We start from the raw sequence: 24,458 nt of genomic DNA, 5'->3' as shown, positions 1-24,458 counted from the left end.
GGACTTCAGTCCCGACCCGCGGTCCTGCAGTTGCTCACCGAGCCTCCGGCAGAACCATCGCCAACAGTTGTAGGAGCACTTTCAAGCGCGACCCCGGGACAGACGTGTCGCGGCTGAAGCCGCTCCTACGACGGCGCCGACATCGGCGCAGATGTCGGATGAAAAGAGGGCTGCATTGTGGGAGGGACTTCAGTCCCGACCCGCGGTCCTGCAGTTGCTCACCGAGCCTCCGGCAGAACCATCGCCAACAGTTGTAGGAGCGCTTTCAAGCTCGACCCCGGGACAGACGCGTCGCGGCTGAAGCCGCTCCCACAACGGCGCCGACATCGGTGCAGATGTCGGATGAAAGAGGGCCGCACTGTGGGAGGGACTTCAGTCCCGACGCGCGGTCCTGCAGTTACTCAGTGAGCCTCCAACGGTTGTAGGAGCGCTTTCACCGGCGCGCCGCTCAGCCGCCGGCGTGCATCGTGCCGGTGTCCAGCCAGCGCTGGTGCCAGGACAGCGCCTCGGGCAGCAGGTGCGGGGTGTGCTTGCCGTAGCTGGCGTGCAGGGCGCGGTCGAAATAGTCCTGCAGCTGCGCGCGGTAGCTCGGGTCCACGCAGTGCGCGAGCAGCTGCTGCGCGCGCTGCCGCGGCGGCAGGCCGCGCAGGTCGGCCAGGCCGTGCTCGGTGACGATGATGGACACGTCGTGCTCGGTGTGGTCGACGTGGCTGACCATCGGCACGATCGAGGAGATGCTGCCGTTCTTCGCGGTGCTCGGGCTGAGGAAGATCGACAGGAAGCCGTTGCGCGCGAAGTCGCCGGAGCCGCCGATGCCGTTCATGATGCGGCTGCCCATCACGTGGGTGGAGTTGACGTTGCCGTACAGGTCGGCCTCGATCATGCCGTTCATGCCGATGCAGCCCAGCCGCCGCACCAGCTCCGGATGGTTGGAGATCTCCTGCGTGCGCAGGATGATGCGCTCGCGATAGAAGTCGATGTTGCGCTTGAATTCCTCGTTGGCCTCCGGACTCAGTGCGAAGCCGGTGCACGAGGCGACCTTGAGCACGCCGCTGCGCAGCAGGTCGAGCATGCCGTCCTGGATCACTTCGGTGAACGCGCTGAGATCGCGGAAGCCGCTCTTGGCCAGCCCCGCCAGCACCGCGTTGGGGATGTTGCCCACGCCCGACTGCAGCGGCAACAGGTTCGGCGGCAGCCGGCCCTTGCTGACCTCGTGCTGGAAGAACGCGATCAGGTGTTCGGCGATACGCTGGCTGGTGGCGTCGGCCGGGGTGAACGGGCTGTTGCGGTCGGGGCCGTGGGTGCGCACCACCGCCACGATCTTGTCCGGGTCGCAGCGCAGCGATGGCTCGCCGATGCGGTCGTCGGCATGCAGCAGCGGGATCGGCTTGCGCTGTGGTGGCAGCGCGGTGCCGTAGTACACGTCGTGCATGCCGTCGATGCCGGCCGGCTGCCAGTCGTTGACCTCGACGATCACCTTCTTCGCCAGGTCCAGCCAGGTCTTGTTGTTGCCGACCGAGGTCGACGGGATCAGGCTGCCGTCTTCGCGGATGCCAGCCACTTCCACCACCGCGGTGTCGATCTCGCCGTAGAAACCGAACCACACGTGCTGGGCGACGTGGCTGAGGTGGATGTCGATGTAGTCCAGGCTGCCGGCGTTGATGCGCTGGCGCGCGTCCGGATCGGACTGGAACGGCATGCGCAGGGCGATGCCATCGGCCTTGGCCAGCGCGCCGTCCAGCTCCGGCGCGGTGGAGGCGCCGGTCATCAGCTGGATCTTGAAGGATTGGCCCTGCAGGTGCGCCGCCTCGATGCGCTGCGCCAGCGCCATCGGCACCGCCTTGGGATAGCCCGAGCCGGTGAAGCCGCTCATCGCCACCGTCTCGCCGGGCTGGATCAACGCCGCCGCGGCCTCGGCGCTGACGATGCGTTCGCGCAGGCGGGGATGGAGGATGCGTTCGGCGGACATGCGGCGACCATGGCGTGGGAAGGGGACCGCAATTATCGCGGATCGGGCCGATGCCCGCGCTGGGGCGCGTCCCCACTTTCTGCGCCTGTCGCACGGCCATGCAGGCGGGCGCCACGCAACGCACGCATGCCACGGTCTGCGCAATGATTACGGCGCTTCGCGCGCCGGCCCCTCACCCCAACCCGTCTCCTGGTGGGAGAGGGGTTCTGGCTTCTCCCTTCTCCTGTCAGGACGGCGGGATGCAGCGCGCATGCAGCCGGCGCAACGGCGGCGATCTGGCGGCCAGCGTGCAGTGCCACACAACGCTGGGCATGTGCCACGGTGGCTTTCACGCCTTCCACGCCACGCCGCGGCGATAGTGCGGCGGTGCCGCTCCTCGCCCGCCCCCTGACGGCTGTCCAAGCACGCTACCGGCGTCTGCCGCGCGGCTGGCGCCTGCTCCTGCGCGGCCTGCTGATCGCCTACCTGCTGTACCTGCTGGCCGGCAACGTGTTCCTCAACACGCCGCTGTTCGACCTGGCCACCAACCGCAAGCCGGAGAAGTTCCGCATGCACACCGGGCCGGCAGTCACCGTGCTGCCCGGCTTCATCACCGCCTGGAACGTGCGCATGCGCGGCCACGTGCAGCGCAACGTCTGGCAGGTGCGTGCCGACCGCGCCAGCGCACGCATCGCGCTGCTGCCGCTGCTGCATCGCGAGGTGCGCCTGCCGTGGATGGAAGCGGTGAACGTGATCGGCGAGATGGACCGCGTCGACGAGATGATCCCACCACCGCCGCCCAGCGACCAGGGCTGGACGCTGCGCTTCGATGCGATCCACAGCGGCACGCTGCGCCGCGCACGCTTCGGCGAGCTGGCGATCGAGGGCAAGGGCCACGGCACCGTCGGCTTCCTCAAGCAGTTGCGCGGCGGCCCGTCGGAACTGTTCCGCTCGCAGATCGTGTTCGAGGACGCCAGTGTGCGCTACGGCAAGCGCCAGATCGCCGACCAGGCCACGCTGGATGCGCGCTTCTCGTTCCCGCGCCACTACCGCGCGCAGGCGCCGGGGTTGCGCAAGCTGGACATCACCGACCTGGCGCTGCGCGTGCACGGGCGCAGCGTGGCCCTGCGCATCGACACCGCCGGCGACACCACCAAGCTGAGCACCGAACCCGGGCTCGGTCACATCCAGGCCGACCTGCACCTGCTGCGTGGCGCGCTGCAGCCGGGCAGCACGCTCAACTGGCGGGTGCCGCTGCATGCCGGCGTCGGCGCCACCGATCGCGGCGTGCTGGCACTGCTGCTGGACGTGGAGGGCGACACCCTCCGCGCCCGCGCGCGCCTGCCCGGCCAGGTCGATCCGCGCAGCATGCTCGATGCCGACCTGCGCATCGCCGGGCGCCAGATACCGTTCGCCGACCTGGCGGCGCTGCTGCCGCGTACCTCCGGCCGCGTGCAGGGGCGCTGGCATTTCGAATCGTTGAACTGGATCAGCGACCTGCTGGTGCGCAAGCCCTGGTTCCAACTCGACGGCGGCGGCGACGTCGCCGCCGATCTGCAACTGCGGCAGGGCGCGCTGCAGCCGGGCAGCCGTCTCGACGTGCCCGACGTGCAGGCGGTGGCGGAGATCATGCGCGTGCGCCTGAGCGGCAAGGCGCAGGCGGTCGGCCGCATCGTCGGCACTGCCGAACAGCCACGCACGCAACTGGACGTGCGCATGCGCCGTTTCGCGCTGGCGCCGCTGGACGATCCCAAGGCCAGCTTCGTCGAAGGCGAGAACCTGCAACTGGACTTGCAGGGCGATGGCGCGCTGGCCACCCTGCGCGATTCCTTGCAGGCGCGGTTGCGCTTCGCCGACGCGCGCGTGCCGGATCTGCGCGCCTACAACCGCTACCTGCCGGCGGCGCAGGTGCGCGTGCTCGGCGGCGATGGCCGGCTCAGCGGCGACCTGCAGCTGGACGCGTCCGGCCAGGTCGGCCAGGGGACATTGCGCGTGCTCGGCCGTCAGGCGCGGCTGCAGACCGCAGGCCTGGAACTGGCCGGCAATCTCGACCTGGACGCGCGGCTGCGCCGCGCCGAACTGCAGGACAAGCGCTTCGACCTGAGCGGCAGCACGCTGCGCCTGCAGGGCGTGCGCTACGGCACCCAGCCCAAGCAGGGCGACTGGTGGGCGACGCTGCGCATTCCACAGGGCCGCATCGCCGCGGCGGCGCCGGTGCAGGCCGACGCGCAGGTACAAATGCAGATGCGCGACGCCGGCCCGGTGCTGGCGGTGTTCGCGCAGCACAGCGATGCGCCGGCGTGGTTGCTGAAGCTGGCCGACGCCGGGCAACTGCAGGCCAGCGGACAGCTGCGCTGGCGCAAGGATGCGCTATGGCTGGACCGGGTCGCCGCCGAGAACGAACGGGTGGCCTTGCGCGCGCGCCTGCGCGTCGGCGACGCCGGCACCCAGGGCGATCTGTACGCGCGCTGGGGCGTGCTCGGCGTGGGCGTGGCCTTGCGCGGCGAGCAACGGCAATGGCATCTGCTGGGCGCGCGCGAGTGGTACGACCGGCAACCGGCGTGGCTGCCGGAAGCACCGGCGCCGGCGGCATCGCCCTGACGCCAGCGAACGCGTCTCGGCATGCGCCGTGTTCGTGCGTAGGCGTAAGGCGCACATCCGTCCGCTTTTCCCGATTCCCGTTTCTCCATTCCCCCAATGCCGCAGAATGTACTGCCCAGTATCGTTTTGCACTGCAGCGTGCAATGTCTCAAAAAAGCGCCCAAGATCGCCCTGCATCCCGACGTGGGGGAGGGAGCAAAGCCCGCTGGCAGTTCGCTGCAAGCGGGCTTTTTTATTGCCTGTTTCCTGGTCCTGGGTGAGCGTGGGACACGGTGCGAGTGCGAGTGTGGGATGCCGATCCCATCATCGGGCGCAGTGGCACCGATGCGCCGCGTTTAGGAGGTACCGACGCTGGCCGTACCGTGGGGACGGCCAGCGTGCAGCTCTCGCGCTCGCGTCAGGTCGGCATGGCCTGCGACGGCGGTTCCGGCGACGGCGGCAGTTCCGGTCGGGTCGGATCCACGGTCAATGGCTCGTCGCTGCGCAGCAGCGCATGCGCCTCGGCTTCGCTGGCCACCGCCGGCGGCGAGCCGCGCAGCGGCAGGCCCGCGGTTTCGCGCACAAAGACCATGGTCGCGATGCCCACCACCGCCGCACCCATCAGGTAGTACGCCGGCACCAGCGGATCGCCGGTGCGCTCCACCAGCCAAGCGGTGACCAGTGGCGTGGTGCCGCCGAACAGCGACACCGAGACGTTGAAGGCGATCGACAGCGCGCTGTAGCGCACCGGGGTGTAGAACAGCGCCGGCAAGGTCGACGGCATCGAGCTGGTGAAGCACACCAGGGCCACGCCCAGCAGCATCAGGCCGAGGAAGATCAGCCAGTCGTTGCCGGTGCCGACCAGCAGCAGGCACGGTACCGCCAGCACCAGCAGCGCGATGCACGCGCCGATCACCATCGGCCGGCGGCCCAGGCGATCGCTGAACAATCCGCCGAGCACGTTGAGCGGCATCATCACAAGCATCACGATGATGATCAGCAGCAGGCCCTTGCTCTCGGCGTAGCCCATGGTGACGCTGAGGTAGCTGGGCATGTAGGTCAGCAACATGTAGTCGGTGACGTTGAACACCAGCACCAGGCCCACGCACTTGAGCAACTGCGGCCAGTGGATGCGGAACAGCGCGCCCAGGCCCGGCGCGTCGTGCTCGCGCTTCTCCGCTTCTTGGGCATAGGCCTGGAACGCCGGGGTTTCCTCCAGCTTCATGCGCATGTACAGGCCGAGCAGGCCCAGCGGGCCGGCGACCAGGAACGGCACGCGCCAGCCCCAGTCGAGCATCTGCGCATCGCTCAACGCGAAGTGCAGCGCGGTCACCGTGGCCGCGCCGGCGATGTAGCCGCCCAGCGTGCCGAACTCCAGCCAGCTGCTCATGAAGCCGCGGTTGCGGTCGGTGGAGTACTCGGCGATGAAGGTGGCCGCGCCGCCGTATTCGCCGCCGGTGGAAAAGCCCTGCACCAGTCGCGCCACCAGCAGCAGGATCGGCGCCCAGATGCCGATGCGCTCGTAGGAGGGAATCAGGCCGATCGAGAACGTACCCAGCGCCATCAGGATCATGGTCGCAGCCAGCACTTTCTGCCGGCCGTAGCGATCGCCCAGTGGGCCGAACACCAGCCCGCCCAGTGGGCGCACCAGGAAGGCCACGGTGAAGGTCGCGAACGTGGCGATCAGCTGCGCGGTCGGGTTGGTGCTCGGGAAGAACACGTGGCCCAGGGTCACGGCGAGGTAGCCGTACACGCCGAAGTCGAACCATTCCATCGCGTTGCCCAGCGCCGCCGCGCCGACCGCCCGCTTGAGCATCGGTTTGTCGACGACGGTGACTTCTTCCACCCGCAGTTGGCGGCGGCGCTTGAACCATCCGAAATGGGCGTGGAACTCCGACATGTTTTCTCCTGTCCTGGAACGGTGAGGTCATGACCCCCGGCCCGCACATCGCAGGGCAAAGCAAGACGGAATGGCGCGCAGGCGCCGCACTGGTCTGCGGGGGCACGATCCCGGATGGCCGCGTCAACACCACGACGCCGCGGGATCGAAGAGACGGAGCGGGCGGCGCGTCATGGCGCGGGGGCTCCGTCGAGGGGCACATGATACACCATCGCCCGATTCGGCCGGCCGGCATGGTCCGCGAAACGCGGCGAACGTGATGTGAAACGCTGCGTATTGCGGCGATGTGCAGGGATGCGTAGCGCATGCGGCGTGGTGTTTGCGACGTCTCAACAGCGCGCGGCCCGCACGCGGCGGACATTGCCCGCAGACGCGCCTGGCGCGTGGGTCTGCGTGCGCGCAGATGGCGATGTGTGGCTTTTGCCGGATCGCAGTTGCAATGGGGAGCGAGGCCGAGCGTTTGCATGGCGAAAGGCAGGAGCTCCCCCTAGGAGCGGCTTCAGCCGCGACGGGCTGTCCCGGGAATGTCCGTCGCGGCTGAAGCCGCTCCTACAACGCAACGGCGCTTCTGACGAGCCGCGAAAAGCATGCGCTGTTGGATGTGCCTGAACGCCCGGGATGCCAGAATCGCCCGATGTCCAGCGCTACCACCGCCGTTCCCGATGCCCTGCAGCCCACGCTCGACCGTCATCTGGCGCGTCTGCGCCAGGCCGTGTCTACGCAGCCATGGCCGCCTTCCCCCGGTTTCGAGCCCGCGCTGACGCGCGCGTTGCTGGCCAGCGATTTCCTGCTCGACACGCTGTGCCGGCAGCCGCCCTTGCTCGCGCACCTGGCGCAGCCGGACCCGCCGCCCCTGCCGCTGCCGCAACTGGATCCGGCGCAACCGGCAGCGTGGCCGGCGCAGTTGCGCCGCTACCGCGCCGCCGCCTCGGCGCGCCTGGTGTGGCGCGACGTGCTGGGCCTGGACGAGGTCGATGCGACCCTGGCCGGCAGCACGCAGTTGGCCGAGGACTGCCTGGCCCTGGCGCTGCAGGCGCTGGAAGTCGAGTTCGCTGCGCGCCATGGCGTGGTGCGTGCCGCCGACGGCAGCGTGCAGCGGCTGGTGGTGTTCGGCCTGGGCAAGCTCGGCGGCGGCGAACTGAATTTCTCCTCCGACGTGGACCTGGTCTACGCCTATCCGCAGGGCGGCGAGTCCGACGGCGCGCGGGCGCTGGCCGCCGAGGAATACTTCGCGCGGCTCGGCCAGCGCCTGGCGCGGCTGCTCGACGAGACCACCGCCGATGGCTTCGTGCACCGCGTGGATCTGCGCCTGCGCCCGTTCGGCACCGCGGGCCGGGTGGCGCTGTCGTTCGCCGGCATGGACCAGTACTTCCAGCGCGAAGGCCGCGACTGGGAACGCTACGCCTGGCTCAAGGCGCGCGCGGTGGCCGGCGACATCGCCGCCGGCGAGGCGTGGCTGCAGGCGCTGCGCCCGTTCGTGTACCGGCGCTATCTCGACTACACCGCGCTGGACGGCCTGCGCGAGATGAAGGCGGCGATCACCGCCGAAGTCGCGCGCCACGACCGCCTGGACGACATCAAGCGTGGCGCCGGCGGCATCCGCGAGATCGAGTTCCTGGTGCAGTCGCTACAGTTGATTCGTGGTGGCCGCGAAGCCGCCTTGCGCGAGCGCCGCCTGTTGCCGGCGCTGCGCGCGCTGGTCGCTGCCGGCCAGGTCGCCGTCGAGGACGGCGCGGCGCTGGCGCAGGCCTATCGCTTCCTGCGCCAGGTGGAGAACCGCCTGCAGATGCTGCGCGATGCGCAGACCCATGCGCTGCCGGAGGATCCGCTGGATCGGACGCGCATCGCCTTCGGCCTCGGCTATGCCGACTGGGCCGCACTGCACGCGGCGCTGCAGGTGCAGCGCGACCGCGTCGCCGCCGAGTTCGCCGAACTGCTGGCGCCGCGCGAGCGCGCGCTGGCGCCCGATGCGCTGGCCGACTACTGGCGCGGCCTGCCCGATGCCGGCCAGGCGCAGGTGTTGCGCGCCGCCGGCTTCGCCGACGCCGAGGGCGCCGACCAGGCCTTGCGCGGCTTCGTGCAGTCGCTGGGCGTGCGCAGCCTGTCCGATGCCGCGCGCGCGCGCCTGGACCGGGTGCTGCCTGCGCTCCTGCATGCCGCGGCGCGCTCGGCGCAGGCCGATGCCGCGTTGCACCGCGTGCTCGGCCTGCTGCAGGCGATCCTGCGCCGGGCCAGCTATCTGGCCCTGCTCGACGAACAGCCCAGCGCGCTGGCGCGGCTGGTCGACGTGCTGGCGCGCAGCGCGTTCCTGTCCGAGCGGCTGGCCGCGCACCCACTACTGCTGGACGAACTGCTCGACAGCCGCGTCGACGGCCCGATGCCGGACCAGGCGGCGATGCAGCGGCTGTGCGATGCCGCGGTCGCCGCTGCCGGCGACGATCCGGAAGCGGCCTTGCGCGGCCTCAACGAGGCGCGCCAGGCGCTGAGTTTCCGCATCGCCCTGGCCACGCTGGACCGGCGCCAGCCCGCGCTCGACAGCGCCCGCCAACTGGCGCAACTGGCCGAGGCGGTGGTGCGGACCGTGCTGCGCCTGGCGCGTGCCGATCTGGTCGCGGCGCATGGCGAGGTGCCCGGCGGCAGTTTCGCCATCATCGGCTACGGCAGCCTCGGCGGCATGGAACTGGGCATCGGGTCGGACCTGGACCTGGTGTTCCTGTACGACCATCCGCCCGGCGTGGAGGCCTCGGCCGGGCCGCGGCCGCTGGAGAGCGGGCGCTGGTTCGCGCGGCTGGCGCAGAAGGTGATCGCCTTGCTCGGTGCGGTCACCGGCGGTGGCCGCCTGTACGACATCGACGTGCGTCTGCGCCCGGACGGCGGCAAGGGCGCGCTGGTGTCGTCGCTGGCCAGCTACCGCGAGTACCAGCGCGAGCGCGCCTGGACCTGGGAGCACCAGGCCCTGGTGCGCGCGCGCGGCGTGGCCGGCGATGCGCCGCTGCTGCAGCAGTTCGAGCGGGTGCGCGCGCAGACCCTGGCGCGTCCGCGCGAGGCCGCGTCCCTGCGTGAGGAAGTGCGCAAGATGCGCGCGCGCATGCGTGCCGAACTGGACCGCAGCGATGCCGCGCGCTTCGACCTCAAGCAGGGCGCCGGCGGCCTGGTCGACCTGGAATTCCTGGTGCAGGCCGGCGTCCTGCTCGGCGCCGCGCAGCAGCCGGCGCTGCTGGCGCCGCGTGACACGCCGGCGCTGCTCGATGCGCTGGCGCACAGCGGCTGGCTGCCGCCCTCCATCGCGGCGAGTCTGCATGCCGCCCACGCCACGCTGGTGGAGGCCGGTCTGGCCTGCACGCTGGACCGGCGTCCGCGCCTGACCGCGCCGACGGCCGAGATCGCCGCGGCGCGTGCGGCGATTCGTGCCGCCGCGGCGGCCCTGGACCTGGTGTTCGTGGAAGGGCGTGCGGGCGATGAGGCGGTGCACTGACGCGCGGCGGGAGCGCTGGGTCGGGAGCGTGCTGTCGATGCTGTGCGGTGCATGGCATGTGCGGGAAGCCATGGCCGGGATCGCGACAGCAGGTGGAGACGCCGCTCTGCACCGCATGGGGGCATGCGCTGCGATCGGCGCCACGCACGGGATCGCGTTCGACATCGCGCGTCGGGACTGAAGTCCCTCCCACACTGCAGTGCCTGACAGTGCTGATGCTGCCGTTGTAGGAGCGGCTTCAGCCGCGACGCGCGAAGGCGGAAGAGTGCTTCCCGATTCGGCGCGTCGGGACTGAAGTTCCTCCCACAATGCAGTGCCCGGCAGTGCTGATGCTGCCGTTGTAGGAGCGGCTTCAGCCGCGACGCGCGGAGGCGGAAGAGTGCTTCCCGATTCGGCGCGTCGGGACTGAAGTCTCTCCCACATTGCAGTGCCCGGCAGTGCCGACGCTACCACTGTAGGAGCGGCTTCAGCCGCGACGCGCGGAGGTCGCGGACACGCCGTGCGAAGCGGATGCATCGTCGGGTCGGGACTGAAGTCCCCCCCCACAATGCAGTGCCCGGCAGTGCCGACGCTGCCGTTGTAGGAGCGGCTTCAGCCGCGACGCGCGGAGCAGGAGAGTGCTGCATGTGGCGATGAGGCGACCCAGCTAGCGTGTCGGCGCCATCCGCCACAGCAGCGCGCGGAACGGCGCCAGCAGGCACACGCCGATGCCCAGCTTCACCGCCAGGTCGCCGGCGGCCCAGCTCAGCCAGGGCAGCGTCGAGCCGGCGAAGGCGATCGACCAGAAGATCGTGGTGTCCAACGTCGCGCTGCAGGTGGTGGCGACGATCGGCGCGCGCCACCAGCGCCCGCGGCGCAGCCGGTCGAACACGGTGATGTCCAGCAGCTGCGCGGCGATGAAGGCCAGGCACGAGGCCGCGGCGATGCGCGGGGTGGCGATCCAGATGGACAACAGCACCGCCAGCGCGAAGCCGCACCAGGCCACCCGCCGCGCCGCGCGCGGGCCGAAGCGGCGATTGATCAGGTTGCTGACCAGGAACGCCACCGGATAGCTGAAGGCGCCCCAAGTCAGCCAGTCGTTGATCGGGAACTGCACCAGCACGTTCGACAGCAGCACCACCGCGCCCATCGCCAGCACGGACAGCAGCAGCGCGCGCGGGGTCAGCGCGGCAAAGGTAGGCGAGGGGGCGACGACGGAAGGCACGGCGATCGGGGCAGGGACGGCGGGCGCGCATTATCGCGGCCCCGTCGCGCCATGGCCAATGCCGGGGCGCGGACACGCTCTTCGTAGGAGCGGCTTCAGCCGCGACCACGCGAAATCGGAAACGTCCTGTCGCGGCTGAAGCCGCTCCCGCCCTTGCGGTACCGACATTGTCGGAGGGCTGCACTGTGGGAGGGACTTCAGTCCCGACCCGACGATGCCTCCGCTTCGCACGGCGTGTCCCCAAGCTCCACGCGTCGCGGCTGAAGCCGCTCCTACAAGAGGAATCCCGCGATGGGAACCGCAATTGCGATTCTCCATGCCCTGATCCCCAATCCCGACCTCATCGCGGCTGAGGCGGCTCCCACTCTTGCGGCACCGGCCCTGTCGGAAGCTGCATTGTGGGAGGGACTTCAGTCCCGACCTGACGATGCGTCCGTTTCGCACGACGTGTCCCCAAGCTCCACGCGTCGCGGCTGAAGCCGCTCCTACAATGGAACTCCGCGCTGGGGACCGCTTTTGCGATTCCCCATTCCCAACCCCGGCCTCACCGCACCGGCGGCGGCGTCCCATCCACCGCCGCACGGCCCACCGCCGGGTCGTCGGTGAAGAAGCCATCGATGCCGGCATCGAGCAGCGCGCGCATCTCGGTGATGCTGCCGGCGGCGTTCACCGCGGCCGGGCCGCGCGCGTCCTGCAACTGCTTGGGCAGGAAGTAGTTCTCGGGCCGGAACGTGTACGGAATCACCTGCATGCCGGCCGCATGCGCGTCGGCGACGAAGGCGGTGGGCGCGGCCAGCGCGCCGTCGGCGGTCACCGGCACGATCGCGCGCAGGTTCGGGCTGACCAGCTGCGCGTACTTGGCGATCGCGCGCAGGCCCTGCGCGCTGCCCATCTGCGCGTAGGTCGGGCCGTCGCGCAACTGATCGCCCGGGCGGTCCTTGGGATCGCCCAGCAACTGCACCAGGCGCAAGTTCGGATGGGTGCTGCCAAGCTTGCCGTGCAGATATTCCAGGTTGCCGATCTCGAACGACTGGATCACCACCGGCGCCTTGCGCGTATAGGCGTGTGCATCGAGCGTGGCGACCAGTTTGTCTTCCATCGCCAGGCCGAGCCCGTGGAAATAGGTGCCGTGCTTGATCTCGGGAATCAGCCCGATCTGGCGCCCGCGCGTGGTCGACTCGGCCGCGGTGAAGTCGATGATCTCGTCCAGGGTCGGCACCTGGAACTGCCCGTCGAAGGCAGTGCCGCGCAGTTGCGGCAGGCGCTCGCGCGCGCGCAGGGTCTTCAGTTCGGCCAGGGTGAAGTCTTCGGTGAACCAGCCTTCCACGCGCTGCCCGTCGATCTGCTTGACGGTCTTGCGCGCGGCGAACTCCGGATGTGCGGCCACGTCGGTGGTGCCGCCGATCTCGTTCTCGTGGCGGGCCACCAGCACGCCGTCCTTGGTCGAGACCAGGTCCGGCTCGATGAAGTCGGCGCCGTCGGCGATGGCCTTGGCGTAGGAGGCCAGGGTGTGCTCGGGGCGCAGCGCGCTGGCGCCGCGGTGGCCGATCACCAGCGGCTTGTGCTCGCCCGGTGCGGCGGCCGGTGCGGCCGCCGCGGTGGTCGCCAACACGGCCATCGCGCATCCCAATAACCAGGAGGTGGATCGGATCATCGCATGCGTTCCGGTTCGGCGGCGGGCGGACAGGATGGACGCGCTCAGAAGCGCGCGTCCAGGGTCAGGAACGCCTGCCGCGGCGCACTGGCGTGGAAGGCCTGCGCGCGGCCGCTCGGATCGGTGTTGCTGAAGGACGTGAGGTTGGAGGCGTAGCGCTTGTCGGTCAGGTTGGTGACGTTCAACGACAGCTTCAGGTCCTGCAGGAACGACACCGCCCCGAAGTCGTAGCCGGCGCCGGCGTCGAAGGAGGTGTAGCCGCCGAAGCCCTGGTCGTTGGTGTAGGTGTAGTAGCGCTGGCCGGTGTACTTGCCGCGCAGGTTGGCGTTCCAGCCGTTCCAGGTCCAGCTGATCTCGCTGGCGAACATGCGCTTGGGCGTGTCCACGGTGTACTTGCCGGCGGTGGGGATCACCGCGCCGTTCTGCACGTAGTTGTCGTCGTAGGTGGAGCGGTTGATCGAGGCCGAGTTGTACCACTGCAGGTGCGCGTTCGGCTTCCAGATGAAGGTCAGCTCGCCGCCGCGGCTGCTCACCGAGCCGACGTTGAAGAAGCGCGTGGTGCAGGCCGGGCTGGTGCCCTGCTGGATGCTCGCGCAGGGGTTGAGCGAGAGCAGGCGGTTGTCGAAGGTGACGTCGTAGCCGACCAGCGAGGCTTCGAACTGGTCGCGCACCAGGCGGTAGCCGGCTTCGAAGGTCTTGGACTTCTCCGGCTGCAGCGCGCCGACGCTGGCGTCGAACGAGGCCTGGGTCACCAGCAGCGGGCCGCCGGCGCCGCCGCCCTGGAACGCGGCGATGTTCTCGGCGTAGGAGCCGAACACTTCCTGGCCCTCGCCCAGGCGGTAGCTCAGGCCGGCCTGCGGCAGCAGCACCTTGCTGGCCTTGAGTTCGCCGTTGGCCACCGGCGATTCCACCGCGATCCCCGGCGTCTCGCGCGCGGTCATCGTGGTGTGCGGGCTCTTGGCGCCGATGTCCAGGGTCAGGCGCTCGTCGAGCAGCTTGAAGGTGCCCTGCACGTAGGCCTGCTTGGTGGTGATGACGTAGTCCTGCGAGAACAGCCGGCGGTTCGGGTTGCTCAGGAACACGTCGTCGTCGATCGGGCCGTCGATCCAGTAGAAGTTGCGCTCCACGTGGTGCTTGTTGCGCTCGTACCACATGCCCGCCTCCAGGTGGTGCGGGCCGATGTCCCAGCCCAGCGAGGCGATGCCGCCGGTGCGGTTGATGGTGTAGTTGGTGCTGCGGATCGAGATCGGCAGCGCCTGCGGCGTGCCCGGGTAGGAGGGCTGGCCCGGCGACCACCAGTGGCCCTGGCCTTCGTTCTCGTGGTGGTAGACCTGGGTGTGCACGCTGACCGCGTCGGACGGCTGGAAGTCGCCGGCCAAGTAGTACAGGTCGTCGTTGCGCAGCGCGCGGCTCTGGTAGTAGGCGTCGTTGATGTTGTCCACGCCGCCGCTGTAGCCGCAGCGGCTGGCATCGAACGTGGCCGGCGCGCAGTAGGCTGCGGCCAGCGCGCGCTGCCAGTCCGGCGCGTACAGGTTCCAGTCCCAGCCCAGGCCGCGGTGCAGGCCGCTCTTGGACAGGTAGGCGTAGTCGGCCTGCGAGGTGCGCGAGGTGTCGACGAAGGCGGTGAGCTTGCCGCCCTCGAATTGGTACACGCCCTTGCCGTTGAACTGCGCGGTATGGGTCGGCGATTCCGGCTTGGCCCACATGTCGGCGTCGGCGTAGATGCCGGACAGGTAGGCGGAGAAGCCATTGTGCTCGCCGGTGTCCAGGCGCAGGTAGGTGCGGCGGTTGTTGTCCGAGCCCACGGTCTGCGCCAGGCGCACGCCGACCTCGGTGGACGGATCGTCGGAGTAGTACTGCACCGTGCCGCCGAGGTTGCTGGTGGAGGCGGTGCCCAGGCTGCCGATGCCCGAGGCCAGTTCCACGCCGCCGAAGTTCTCAGCGATCAGCGCGCGGCTGATGTTCAGGCCGTTGTAGTTGCCGTAGGCGTTGTCGCCCAGCGGCAGGCCGTCCAGGGTGTAGCCCAGGCGCGTGCCGTTGAAGCCGCGCAGGCTGATGGTCTGCGATTCCTCGTTGGCGCCGAAGGCGTCGTTGGACTGCACGTTGACGCCGGGGATGCGGTTGAGCAGCTTCTGGATGCTGGTGCCCGGCGGCAGCACCGCCACGTCCTGGGCGGTGATGCGCTGCACCTGGCGGGTCTCGCCCTGGCCGATCACCGACACCGCGTCGAGTTGCTGCACGTCGGACGCGGCGCCATCGGCGGTGGCAGGCTCCGCGGCGGTGGCGGCGAAGGGCGACAACAGGGCGGCGAGGATCGCCGTGCTCAGCAGGGAATGGAGAGGCATGCGCAAGGGGGATTCGTAAAGGAAGTGCGCACACGATGCGACAGCGACGTTGCAGGTTGGCGTCACCCGCGTTGCGGTTGTCATGCAGCGGTCCTGCGGCGTGGCGCCACGCAGGCCATCGGATGCCAGGAAGAAAGACGTGGCGAGGCACCGCGTGCATCGACATCAATACGATACAGAGTGTCGTCATTTGCCACGCATGACGGGCGCTGGACACATGTAGGCGGATGTGTCGAAAACCCCGCGAAAACCGCTGTTTCCAAAGTCGAAAACGGAGTCGGCCGTCAAAGTTTTGTGGTGCATTCCTCTTCAATCATCACCGCTCGCCCAAGCCACGACGACGTGCCGATGCGTGCAGACATGAGCAGGAAGCGCGGTGCATTCGTGCCGATTGGATCGTCGTCCGAGTGCGGTGCTGGATCCCTGCAGCGCGGCACGCGCATTTGCCTGCTCCGTACCCTCACCCCAACCCCTCTCCCGGAGGGAGAGGGGCAATTGCCCTTTCCTTCTCCCCTCGGGAGAAGGTGCCCCGCAGGGGCGGATGAGGGTACGAGCGCAGCCCGCAGCGCCGGATCACCGCGCACGCTTCGCGCGCCGCACCCTCACCCCAACCCCTCTCCCGGTGGGAGAGGGGCCAGCGCTTTTCCTTCTCCCACCGGGAGAAGGTGCCCCGAAGGGGCGGATGAGGGTCCGGGCGAAGCCCCGCAGCAACGGATCACCGCATGCACTTCGCGCACCACACCCTCACCTCCAACTCTTCTCCCAACCGCGGAGGACCAACCGATTTCACACCGCGAGGCCACCACGGCCTCGTCCACCCGCTCTACCCCCGGAGAGACGCCCATGCTTGATCGCATCCGCCGTCGGCCCTTGCTGGCTGCCGTGTTGTCCGCTTCCCTGCTGTGCGCGCTCGGCACCGCCAGTGCCGCGCCCGACGCCTCCATCGCGGCGATGACCGCCACGCTGCGCGCCGCGCCGGTCACCTTCGACGTGCACCTGCCGGTGCGCGATCAGGCCGGGCTGGACGCGTTGCTGGCCGACATCCAGGATCCGCTCTCGCCGCAGTACCACCACTGGCTGACGCCGGCCGAATTCCAGCGCCGCTTCGCGCCGGCACCGGCGCAGGTCGCGCAGGTGCGCGCCGCGCTGCAGGCCGCGCACATGAACGTCATCGAGCAGGGCGCCACCCTGCATGTCAGCGCGAGCGCGGACAACGTCGAGCGGCTGTTCGCGGTGCCGCTGACCGCCGAGGTGCAGCAGGGCAGCCAGGCCCGCCTCGCCGCGGCCGCGCCGTTGCAGTTGCCGGCCGTGCTGCGCGACACCGGGGCGACGGTGACCGGCCTGACCCGCGGCGCGCCGGCGATGCACGTCAACTGGCAGCGCTCGGCCGTCAAGAATCCCGCCAACCGCTACGGCGCCGGCGGCACCACCTACTGGTACAACGACCTCAAGCAGGCCTACGGCTATCCGTCCTACCAGGCCACCACCGGCGCAGCGGGGCAGCAGCGCCGGCTCGACGGCACCGGCAGCACCATCGCCATCCTGATCAGCAGCGACGTGCTGGATTCGGACATCAAGGCGATGTTCGACCACGAAAACTTCAGCCGCTACGCCGCCAACCACGCCACTCCGGCCCTGTACGCGCGCCATTACGTGGCCGGCGCCAAGCCGGGCCTGCAGGACGGCAACGACGCCGCGGCAGGCGAGGCCGCACTCGACGTGGAGATGGCGCTCGGCGGCGCGCCCGGCGCGCACGTGCTGCTGTACGTGATCCCGGACCTGAGCGACGCCTCCGTGCTGGCCGGCTACCGGCAGATCGTGCAGGACAACCAGGCCGACGTGGTCAGCTCCTCGTTCGGCGTCTGCGAGCTGTACTACACCGCGGCCTACAACGGCGGCAAGGATTTTACTTCGCTGCTGCGTCCCTACGATGCGGTGTTCAAGCAGGGCAACGCGCAAGGCATCACCTTCGTCGCCTCCAGCGGCGACAACGCCGGCCTGGACTGCGCCGACACGCAGTACGCGGTCGATCACAAGGACGGCCGCTTCGTCGCCGGCGTGGAGCATCCGGCGGCCAGCCCGCACGTGACCGCGGTCGGCGGCGGCAACCTGCTCACCGCCTACAAGAAGGGCAGCCTGGAGTCGGGCTACAAGAGCGAAAGCGCCTACGGCGATCCGCTGCAGACCGCCGACTACTACGGCTTCGGCGCCAACCTGGCCGGCGGCTACTGGGGCGCCGGCGGCGGCGTCAGCACCCTGTTCCAGCGCCCGGCCTATCAGTTGCGTGCGCTCGGCGGGACGCGCACGTCCATGCGTACGCTGCCGGACATCGGCATGCTGGTCGGCGGCTGCCCGACGACCGCCACGCAGCCGTGCCGGGAGGGCGATAGCTCGGTGGCCACCTACTTCAAGGGCGGCATCGAGGCGGTGATCGGCACCAGCGTCGCCGCGCCGGAGTTCGCCAGCGCGGTCGCGCTGCTGGTGGAGAAGCAGGGCCGCCAGGGCAATCTCAACGACTACCTGTATCGCCTGGCCGCCAATGGCCCGGAGGCGCTGCATCGCGGCATCCCCGGCTACAACGGCGTGGTCGACAACAACCAGCCGATCAAGGGCAAGTACAACTACACCGTCGGCCTGGGGACGCCGGTGGTGCGGCTGCTGATCGGTGCGCTGGATGCGGCGCCGGCGGGCGTGCCGCGCTCGCCGAGCAACCCCTGACGCAGCGTGATGTAACGCGTTGGGCCCGGTTGCCGTGCCGGTGTCGTGGCAGCGACGCCGGTGCGGCAGCCGATCAGGCCAGTGCCAGGCGGTCGCGGATCAGCGCGGCCACCCGCGCGGTTTCGCGCAGCGGTGCGATGTCGGCGGCGTGCGCGTCGCCGGCATCCTCCGCCGGGAGCAGCCGGCCGCGTGCCTGCAGGGCGCGGTGGAAATCCAGGGCGCGGCCACGCGCCGTCTCCGGCAGCAGCACCTGCACCGGCACGCGCGTAGCGCAGGCTTCCGACAGCAGGTTCACCGAATCCGGCGTACACACCAGGCGCTCGGCCCAGCCGAGCAGGCCGGCATAGGGATTGGCGCCATCGTCCGCGCCGCACCACACGATGCCCGGCACCTCGGCGAACGTGCGATGCAGGGCCGCGGCCACCGCGGGCGGCGTGCGCCGCGATGCGCTGGCGAGGAGGCTGCCGCCGTGCGCGCGCAACTGCGCGGCGATGTCGGCGAAGGCCGTGTGTGCCTGTGCTTCACTCCACGGCGCGAGTCCGGATGGGCCGCCCACCAACAGACCGACGCGCGGCGACGGCAGCGCGCCCAGTGCAGGAAACGCCGCGCGCCCGGCGGCCAGCCAGGCATCGTCGATCGGATGCAGGCTGCCGAGCAGGGTCAGCACGTTGGCGCCGCGCAGGCGGTCGTGTTCCGGCACCACCACCATGTCCCAGTGCCGCGGATCCAGCCGCGGGTCCAGGATCTGCACCACCTGGCTGCCGCGCGCGCGCAGCAACCGCGTCGCCAGTGCCGCCTGGCGGCCGCAGCCCACGGCGAGTCGTGGCGGCTGCCGCAGCGAATCGGCGAAGGCGGCGCCGTAGGCATGCTGCGCGCCGGGCAGCCAGCGCGGCGCCAGCCAGCGCCAGGGCATGTGCGGCTGCAGCAACTGCGGCTGGATCGGTGTTGTTGTCGGAAGCGCCAACGCGGCGGCCAGCGCCTCGGCCTGGCGGGCATTGCCGGCGCGGCCATCGCTAATCGCCCAGGTCGCGTCCGATCGTTTCACGTTTGGTAGTAATCCGTTGCATCGCGGCCGGGTGTTGCGGCAATCGTGCCACTCTACACTGGCCGCCTCGCATCGGGACGGCCCCACCGGCATCCTGGCGCTTCCCTCGATCAAGGAACTTCCCCGCATGTCCGACGCCTTGCACGACGCCGCCCTCGACCAATTGTTCCGCACCGCCCGCACCCAGAACGCGTTCCTGGACAAGCCGGTCGGCGAAGACACCCTGCACGCGCTGTACGACCTGGTGAAGTGGGGCCCGACCGCGGCCAACGGCAGCCCGGCGCGCTTCGTCTTCGTGACCTCGCCCGAGGCCAAGGAAAAGCTCAAGCCGGCGCTGTCCGAGGGCAACCTGGCCAAGACCCTGGCCGCACCGGTCACGGTGATCGTCGCCCACGACGAAGACTTCCACGAGAAGCTGCCGTACCTGTTCCCGCACACCGATGCCAAGAGCTGGTTCGACGGCCCGCGCGAAGGCCGCAGCGAAGGCGCGTTCCGCAACGGCTCGCTGCAGGGCGCCTACCTGATCCTGGCCGCGCGTGCGCTGGGCCTGGATGCCGGTCCCATGTCCGGCTTCGACAACGCCAAGGTCGATGCCGCGTTCTTCGCAGGCACTGCGATCAAATCCAACTTCCTGGTCAACCTCGGCTACGGCGACCCCAGCGGCCTGTTCCCGCGCCTGCCGCGGCTGAGTTTCGACGAGGCCGCGCGCATCGAGTGAGCGCGCGCGTTTCGCTTCCCTGTCCCACCGCAGGCCCGCGCCTGCCGCAGTTTCGTCCCATCACCCCTCCAAGGAGTTCCACCATGACCAAGACCCGCAAACTGCTGCTCCCGCTCGCCATGGCCCTGGCCGTCGTCGTCGCCCAGCCCGCCACCAGCGCCTTCGCCGCGCCGGCCGCCGCCGCTGCCCCCGCCAAGGGCGTGTCCGGCACCTACACCCTCGACCCGGCCCACACCGACGTGCTGGTGCAGTGGAGCCACTTCGGCTTCTCCAACCCGTCCGCGCACTTCGGCGACGTCGACGGCACCCTGGTCTACAACGCCCAGGACGTGAGCAAGTCCAGCGTCAACGTGACCCTGCCGCTGTCCGGCCTCAACAGCTTCACCGCCAAGTTCGACGAGCACCTGAAGAGCGCCGACTTCTTCGACGCCGCCAAGTTCCCGACCGCCACCTTCAAGAGCACCAAGGTGACCTCGGCCGGCGCCAACAAGCTGACCGTCGCCGGCGACCTCACCATCAAGGGCACGACCAAGCCGGTGGTGCTGGCGGTGACCCTCAACGGTGCCGGTCCGCACCCGATGAAGAAGGTGCCGGCGCTGGGCTTCGACGCCACCACCACGATCAAGCGCAGCGACTTCGGCCTGGGCGCCTACGTGCCCAACGTCAGCGACGAGGTCAAGATCCGCATCACCACCGAAGCGACCTTGAACGCGGCCAAGTAAGCCGGCCTGCGCGTGCGGCGGTGGCGCTTCGCGCGCTACCGCCCGCTGCAATGCAAACGCCCGCCATTCGGCGGGCGTTTGTGTTTTCGGGGTCGCGCGGTGTGTCGCGAGCTTCAATCGCGACGAAACGCGCACGGTAGGAGCGGCTTCAGCCGCGACGCGTGGGGCCGACGTGCCTGTCGCGGCTGAAGCCGCCCCTACGACAGCACAACGGCAGGTCGCGCTGAGCCCCGGCAAAGCACGTATCTGACATGCGCCTACATCGCCTGTTCGATCGACAGCGCGTAGACCTGCACGCCATAACGGCTGAAGGTGGCGGTGGTGTCGCTGCCGATGTTCATTTCCTCCAGGGGCGTGCCCTGCGCATCGGCCAGGGTCAGCCGGTAGATCGGCCCGAAACGCGTGGTGATGTCGGTGGGGCTGATCTTCACCCGGTAGGTGCCGTTGCCCTTGAGCGCCAGTGGTTCGGAGAGCTGACCCGGGATCAGTTGCAGGTCGGTCGATGGCTGGCGCAGGTCGCCCAGGACTTGCACCGCGAAGGTCTGCGTCTCGGGGAGGGCGCGGCCGACGGGGGGCGCGGTCTGTGGAGCGCTGGCACCGGTTGCCGCGGCAGATGCCGCGGCGGCAGGAATCATCGCGGCAATTGCAGTCGCAGCGGTACCGAAGAGGAAGTTGCGGCGGCTATCGTTCGTATGCGTTGTCATGGCGATCCACCTGGTGGTTGCACGTCAGCCCTGGCCTGGGCCTGGGTTGGGGGTGATGCAGGAACCTTTGTTGGTGCAGTTGGTGTTGCTCCCTAACGAGCAGTCTTTCGTATTCGTGCACGCGGGGTTGGTGCCATTGCAGACTTCGTTGGTGGCGCGTGTGCCGAAGCGCCGCGTTGCCAATGCTTCCACTGCAGCAGCGGTGGACGCTTCCGAGCCGTCGAACAGCACTTCGGCATTCTTGCCTAGCGATATCTTGTCTGGGTCTATGCGGATGGGCATCGGGATTCATCTCAGGTGCTTGCCAAGGTGGAAAGCGGGCAACCAAGCGTTTGCTCGGAGAGATCGGAGAATCCGCTCATCCAACGACGCAGCTTTTCGTTTTCGATGTCGATGGTGCCGTCAGCGTGGAGGCGCCCGAGATCGTTGCGATCATCGTTGAGCGCGACCGTGCATTTGCCGATTTTCCCGTTGGCGCGAATCATCAGCGAGTTCGGTTTTGCCGCATAGCAGATATAGCCATCCAGGTGCTCTTCCGAAATCGGGCGTGCGTCCTTGGGCGGAAGATCGGTGGAGGCGGTGATATAGGCGATGGCGTCCAGGTAGCGGTCTCGCGGCAGCACCTTTTCCCCTATCGTGCTGCCGGCGCTCAAGTTCGAGACTTTGTGGAAGTACACCGAGAACCGTGGATCGTCGAGCAACTGGCGACGCAGGCTTGCGTAGAGGCGCCGCACCGATTCAATGTTGTCCTGGTGCAGATGCAGCCGCAGCGAGATGGAAAAGCGCGCCGCGAGTGAGCGATAGGCGATGAGATTGGACCAGATTTTCTCGAACGTCGCGCCTTTGCTGGTGGTGATGCGTGTTCTGTCGTGCCATTCTGCGTCGCCGTCCAGCGTGATCTGGAACTCGCGGTGCTGGAGTTCCGTAAAGCGTTGGAGCAGGGCGGGCTCCAGCAGATAGCCGTTGGTGGTAAAGCCGGCGCTGAAGGCGACGTCGTGTTGCGCGCAGACCGCATTGGCGTGTTGGCCGATCTCCAGGACGACATCGCGCGCCAGGAGGGGTTCCCCGCCGAACCAGGAGATATTCAGTCGATCCAGGTGGGGCGCGCGATTGGCGATCAATGCCTTGATGCCGCTGACCACGCTCGGGTGCATGCGTCCTATCGCAAAGTCTTCATGGCAATAGGTGCAGCGGAAATTACATTTTTCGGTCGGCAAAAGGATGAGAGACAGGATGCGCGGAGAAAGCGCCTCGGCGATGGCGGCTTCGCTCAGCATCGGCGTGCCTCAACCGTTTGGCGAGGGCTGGCCGCCGGCTCGACAAGAGCCCACATTGGACGCTTTGGAACAGTCACCTGTGTTGTTGCAGGTGTAATTCGTGGAGGAGCAGGTGCCGGAGTTGGTACACGTTCCGGCATTTTCGCTCATGGGGCGAATCGCCCCTGCCGTCGCTGAAGCGATCGCCGCGGCGCGCAATCGATGGTTGGCGAAGTTGATCGATCCGTCCGGGTTCAGCGTGATGCCGCGGGGATCGATCGCGTGAAATGCCTTGTCCATGCGCAAGCCGCCTCTCGAGATCCGTCGATGGGTAGGCGGCTTTGTAAAATGCAGGTCTCTGAAATATTGTGATTTATTTCGCAATTTCTTGGCGTGTCTACAGTGCGGATGAGTGCTGCCCGCCCCACCTGCAATTGCACTTCGCCGGCTGGCGGCATGCCGGCGTGCTACTCGTCCTGGTCCCCGCCCGCCTTCCAATACCCGGTCGCGCGAATCCACTCCTTGGGTACGCCCAGGTGGCCTTCGACGAACTTGCGCATCATCCGCGCGCGGGCCGATTCGCAGGCGATCCAGTAGAACGCATCGCCATCGGGCGGGTCGAAGTCGCGCAGCGCGCCTTCCAGCAACTGGCTGCCGCGTGGATCCACGCCATTGCGCTCCAGCCAGGTGACGCGCAGCTCGGCGTCGCAGTCCAGCGTCTGCCGGTCGGCGTAGCCGGGGATCTCGATCAGTGCGTCCACCTCCGCGTCGGCCGGCAGGGTCTCCAGCCAACGGCCGATCGCCGGCAGTGCGGTCTCGTCGCCGATCAGCACGTAGGCGTCGAAATCGTCGGCTGCCACGAACGAGCCGCGCGGCCCGCCGACCACCAGCGCATCGCCGGGGTCGGCCTGCGCCGCCCAGCGGCAGGCCGGACCGTCGCCATGCAGCACGAAGTCCAGGGTCAGTTCCTGCGCGTCGGCATCGTAGTGGCGCGGGGTGTAGTCGCGGGCGGGCGAGGGCGGCACGTCGGCCGGATACACCGGGCCGTGCTCGGTCATCGTCGGCAGCACGAACGCGCCTTCGGGATTGGGGAAGAACAGCTTGACGTGGTCGTCCGGCCCAGCGCTGACGAAGCCATCCAACTCGGGGCCGCCGACGACGATGCGGCGCATGTGCGGGGTCAGCGGTTGCGTGCGCAGCACCTGCAGATGACGCAGGCGCAGCGGGTGGCGCAGCAGGCGGTGTTCGTGAGTCGCCATGGGAATCCTCGAAAAGTGGGGAGAGGGTTGGCTGGCGACGCGGTTGCCGAAATCGCAGGCGTCCGCGTGCTGGCTGGAAGGGGAATCAGGGGGGCGTGCCATCCATGCCGTTGGCAGCGGCATGCAACAACGCGGCGACGCGCTCGATCTCGTCCGGGTCCCAGCGCCCGTGCCGCGCCAACAGGCCATGCTTGATGCGGCGCATCGCCTCGCGCACCGGCGCCGGCACGTTGGCGCGCACCAGCGCGCGCGCGCTGTGCTGGGTGCGCTGCAGCGCCGCGTCCACCTGCGCGCGTTCGGCCCGCACGAAGGCTTGGCCGGCCGCGGTGATCGCATAGCGCTTGCGGGTGGCGTCGGCATCGGCCTGCACCAGGCCCTGCGCTTCCAACTGCGCCAGGGTCGGGTAAACCGTGCCGGCGCTGGGCGTGTACAGGCCATGGAACAGTTCGGCGACCGCGCGGATCAGCTCGTAACCGTGGCGCGGCTGGGTCTCGATCATCGCCAGCAACAACAGCCGCAGGTCGCCGTGGCCCAGCGGGCGCGGACCGCGTGCGCCACGGCCGCGTCCGGCCCGGTCTTCCTCGAACAGGCGGTGCGCGGAGTGCGGGCCGGGGGCGTGGGGTCGTGGCATTTCGATATGTCGAATCAGGTGCGAAAACGATATATCGAAGTGGGGTGGCCGGCAAGCGCCTGGGAGGGCGGGCGTTGGCGCGCTGGGGGATTGGTTCAGTCAAGACGGCAGCGTGCGCGTGCGTTCGCTGCGCGTGTGGTCTATGCAGGGGGGGCGCCAGGTTGCCGGCCAGCGGTGGCGCTTGTGGCGAGTCCCTGTCATGCGGGCACGACACGTGAAGCCGTACGCGGACTGACACCCTCCGCCGTCGGGACTGAAGTCCCTCCCACAACGATGCCCAGCGCATCCACGTAGGAGCA

At 69.1% G+C, this 24,458-nt stretch carries 17 protein-coding genes; 5 read left to right on the top strand and 12 right to left on the bottom strand.

The annotated features are described in order from the left end of the window. Positions 1–448: 448 nt before the first annotated feature. Positions 449–1,969, bottom strand: coding sequence for an acetyl-CoA hydrolase/transferase family protein (locus M3U25_RS12490; protein WP_355500946.1), 1,521 nt, complete (start codon positions 1,967–1,969; stop codon positions 449–451). A gap of 387 nt (positions 1,970–2,356) precedes the next feature. Between M3U25_RS12490 and M3U25_RS12485 the strand changes: the two genes are divergently transcribed. Beyond that, positions 2,357–4,549 (top strand): hypothetical protein, encoded by a 2,193-nt coding sequence (locus M3U25_RS12485; RefSeq protein WP_355501426.1) that lies wholly within the window; start codon positions 2,357–2,359, stop codon positions 4,547–4,549. 397 nt (positions 4,550–4,946) lie between these two features. On the opposite strand, the gene proP is transcribed toward M3U25_RS12485, so the two are convergent. Continuing rightward, on the bottom strand, positions 4,947–6,428 hold the full coding sequence (gene proP, locus M3U25_RS12480; RefSeq protein ID WP_355500949.1) for a glycine betaine/L-proline transporter ProP: 1,482 nt from the start codon (positions 6,426–6,428) through the stop codon (positions 4,947–4,949). Positions 6,429–7,062: 634 nt separating this feature from the next. Between proP and glnE the strand changes: the two genes are divergently transcribed. After that, on the top strand, positions 7,063–9,903 hold the full coding sequence (glnE, locus tag M3U25_RS12475) for a bifunctional [glutamate--ammonia ligase]-adenylyl-L-tyrosine phosphorylase/[glutamate--ammonia-ligase] adenylyltransferase (RefSeq protein ID WP_355500952.1): 2,841 nt from the start codon (positions 7,063–7,065) through the stop codon (positions 9,901–9,903). Positions 9,904–10,549: 646 nt separating this feature from the next. Here glnE and M3U25_RS12470 read toward each other — a convergent pair. From M3U25_RS12470 to M3U25_RS12460, 3 genes are all read right to left on the bottom strand, one after another. Continuing rightward, entirely contained in the window at positions 10,550–11,107 is a 558-nt protein-coding gene (locus M3U25_RS12470; RefSeq protein WP_160946178.1) for a queuosine precursor transporter, read from the bottom strand. A 544-nt stretch (positions 11,108–11,651) separates the two neighbouring features. Next, positions 11,652–12,725 carry a glycerophosphodiester phosphodiesterase gene (locus M3U25_RS12465; protein WP_355500956.1) on the bottom strand — a complete coding sequence of 358 codons (1,074 nt, stop codon included), beginning with the start codon at positions 12,723–12,725 and terminating at the stop codon, positions 11,652–11,654. A gap of 80 nt (positions 12,726–12,805) precedes the next feature. Continuing rightward, positions 12,806–15,106, bottom strand: a complete 2,301-nt coding sequence (locus M3U25_RS12460) for a TonB-dependent receptor (protein WP_355500959.1) — start codon at positions 15,104–15,106, stop codon at positions 12,806–12,808. Between the two features lie 843 nt (positions 15,107–15,949). Here M3U25_RS12460 and M3U25_RS12455 point away from each other — a divergent pair. Next, positions 15,950–17,824, top strand: coding sequence for a S53 family peptidase (locus M3U25_RS12455; protein WP_355500962.1), 1,875 nt, complete (start codon positions 15,950–15,952; stop codon positions 17,822–17,824). A gap of 73 nt (positions 17,825–17,897) precedes the next feature. On the opposite strand, the gene M3U25_RS12450 is transcribed toward M3U25_RS12455, so the two are convergent. Beyond that, on the bottom strand, positions 17,898–18,869 hold the full coding sequence (locus M3U25_RS12450; RefSeq protein WP_355500965.1) for an ELM1/GtrOC1 family putative glycosyltransferase: 972 nt from the start codon (positions 18,867–18,869) through the stop codon (positions 17,898–17,900). Between the two features lie 127 nt (positions 18,870–18,996). Between M3U25_RS12450 and M3U25_RS12445 the strand changes: the two genes are divergently transcribed. Together M3U25_RS12445 and M3U25_RS12440 are read left to right on the top strand one after the other, a co-directional pair. Continuing rightward, a complete protein-coding gene (locus tag M3U25_RS12445) occupies positions 18,997–19,587 on the top strand; it encodes a malonic semialdehyde reductase (RefSeq protein WP_355500968.1) in 591 nt (196 codons plus the stop codon). Between the two features lie 83 nt (positions 19,588–19,670). Further along, entirely contained in the window at positions 19,671–20,309 is a 639-nt protein-coding gene (locus M3U25_RS12440) for a YceI family protein (RefSeq protein WP_160946182.1), read from the top strand. 257 nt (positions 20,310–20,566) lie between these two features. Here the strand turns inward: M3U25_RS12440 and M3U25_RS12435 are convergent, their stop codons facing one another. The 6 genes from M3U25_RS12435 to M3U25_RS12410 all read right to left on the bottom strand — a co-directional run bounded on the left by M3U25_RS12435 (position 20,567) and on the right by M3U25_RS12410 (position 24,159). Continuing rightward, positions 20,567–20,944 carry a hypothetical protein gene (locus M3U25_RS12435; protein ID WP_355500973.1) on the bottom strand — a complete coding sequence of 126 codons (378 nt, stop codon included), beginning with the start codon at positions 20,942–20,944 and terminating at the stop codon, positions 20,567–20,569. A gap of 93 nt (positions 20,945–21,037) precedes the next feature. After that, entirely contained in the window at positions 21,038–21,295 is a 258-nt protein-coding gene (locus M3U25_RS12430; protein ID WP_242084264.1) for a hypothetical protein, read from the bottom strand. An 11-nt stretch (positions 21,296–21,306) separates the two neighbouring features. Then, a complete protein-coding gene (locus tag M3U25_RS12425; RefSeq protein ID WP_355500977.1) occupies positions 21,307–22,290 on the bottom strand; it encodes a radical SAM protein in 984 nt (327 codons plus the stop codon). A gap of 9 nt (positions 22,291–22,299) precedes the next feature. Further along, entirely contained in the window at positions 22,300–22,569 is a 270-nt protein-coding gene (locus M3U25_RS12420) for a hypothetical protein (protein ID WP_160946186.1), read from the bottom strand. Positions 22,570–22,736: 167 nt separating this feature from the next. Continuing rightward, positions 22,737–23,528: a siderophore-interacting protein gene (locus tag M3U25_RS12415; RefSeq protein WP_355500981.1), complete on the bottom strand. Its 792-nt coding sequence runs from the start codon at positions 23,526–23,528 to the stop codon at positions 22,737–22,739. Between the two features lie 85 nt (positions 23,529–23,613). Next, positions 23,614–24,159, bottom strand: coding sequence for a PadR family transcriptional regulator (locus tag M3U25_RS12410; protein ID WP_355500984.1), 546 nt, complete (start codon positions 24,157–24,159; stop codon positions 23,614–23,616). Positions 24,160–24,458 lie beyond the last annotated feature (299 nt).

This window comes from Xanthomonas sp. PPL134 (assembly GCF_040595915.1).
In the GTDB taxonomy this organism is placed as follows: domain Bacteria; phylum Pseudomonadota; class Gammaproteobacteria; order Xanthomonadales; family Xanthomonadaceae; genus Xanthomonas_A; species Xanthomonas_A indica.
The sequence above is the reverse complement of the archived record's forward strand: the minus strand, read 5'-3'. Positions and strand labels throughout refer to the sequence as shown.

Bases quoted from the DNA above. Each gene is read 5' to 3' on its own strand.
- M3U25_RS12430 (WP_242084264.1), bottom strand. From the start codon at position 21,295: ATGCCCATCCGCATAGACCCAGACAAGATATCGCTAGGCAAGAATGCC.
- M3U25_RS12435 (WP_355500973.1), bottom strand. From the start codon at position 20,944: ATGATTCCTGCCGCCGCGGCATCTGCCGCGGCAACCGGTGCCAGCGCT.
- M3U25_RS12440 (WP_160946182.1), top strand. From the start codon at position 19,671: ATGACCAAGACCCGCAAACTGCTGCTCCCGCTCGCCATGGCCCTGGCC.
- M3U25_RS12420 (WP_160946186.1), bottom strand. From the start codon at position 22,569: ATGGACAAGGCATTTCACGCGATCGATCCCCGCGGCATCACGCTGAAC.
- M3U25_RS12455 (WP_355500962.1), top strand. From the start codon at position 15,950: ATGCTTGATCGCATCCGCCGTCGGCCCTTGCTGGCTGCCGTGTTGTCC.
- M3U25_RS12460 (WP_355500959.1), bottom strand. From the start codon at position 15,106: ATGCCTCTCCATTCCCTGCTGAGCACGGCGATCCTCGCCGCCCTGTTG.
- M3U25_RS12425 (WP_355500977.1), bottom strand. From the start codon at position 22,290: ATGCTGAGCGAAGCCGCCATCGCCGAGGCGCTTTCTCCGCGCATCCTG.
- M3U25_RS12415 (WP_355500981.1), bottom strand. From the start codon at position 23,528: ATGGCGACTCACGAACACCGCCTGCTGCGCCACCCGCTGCGCCTGCGT.
- glnE (WP_355500952.1), top strand. From the start codon at position 7,063: ATGTCCAGCGCTACCACCGCCGTTCCCGATGCCCTGCAGCCCACGCTC.
- M3U25_RS12490 (WP_355500946.1), bottom strand. From the start codon at position 1,969: ATGTCCGCCGAACGCATCCTCCATCCCCGCCTGCGCGAACGCATCGTC.
- M3U25_RS12445 (WP_355500968.1), top strand. From the start codon at position 18,997: ATGTCCGACGCCTTGCACGACGCCGCCCTCGACCAATTGTTCCGCACC.
- M3U25_RS12410 (WP_355500984.1), bottom strand. From the start codon at position 24,159: ATGCCACGACCCCACGCCCCCGGCCCGCACTCCGCGCACCGCCTGTTC.
- proP (WP_355500949.1), bottom strand. From the start codon at position 6,428: ATGTCGGAGTTCCACGCCCATTTCGGATGGTTCAAGCGCCGCCGCCAA.
- M3U25_RS12465 (WP_355500956.1), bottom strand. From the start codon at position 12,725: ATGGCCGTGTTGGCGACCACCGCGGCGGCCGCACCGGCCGCCGCACCG.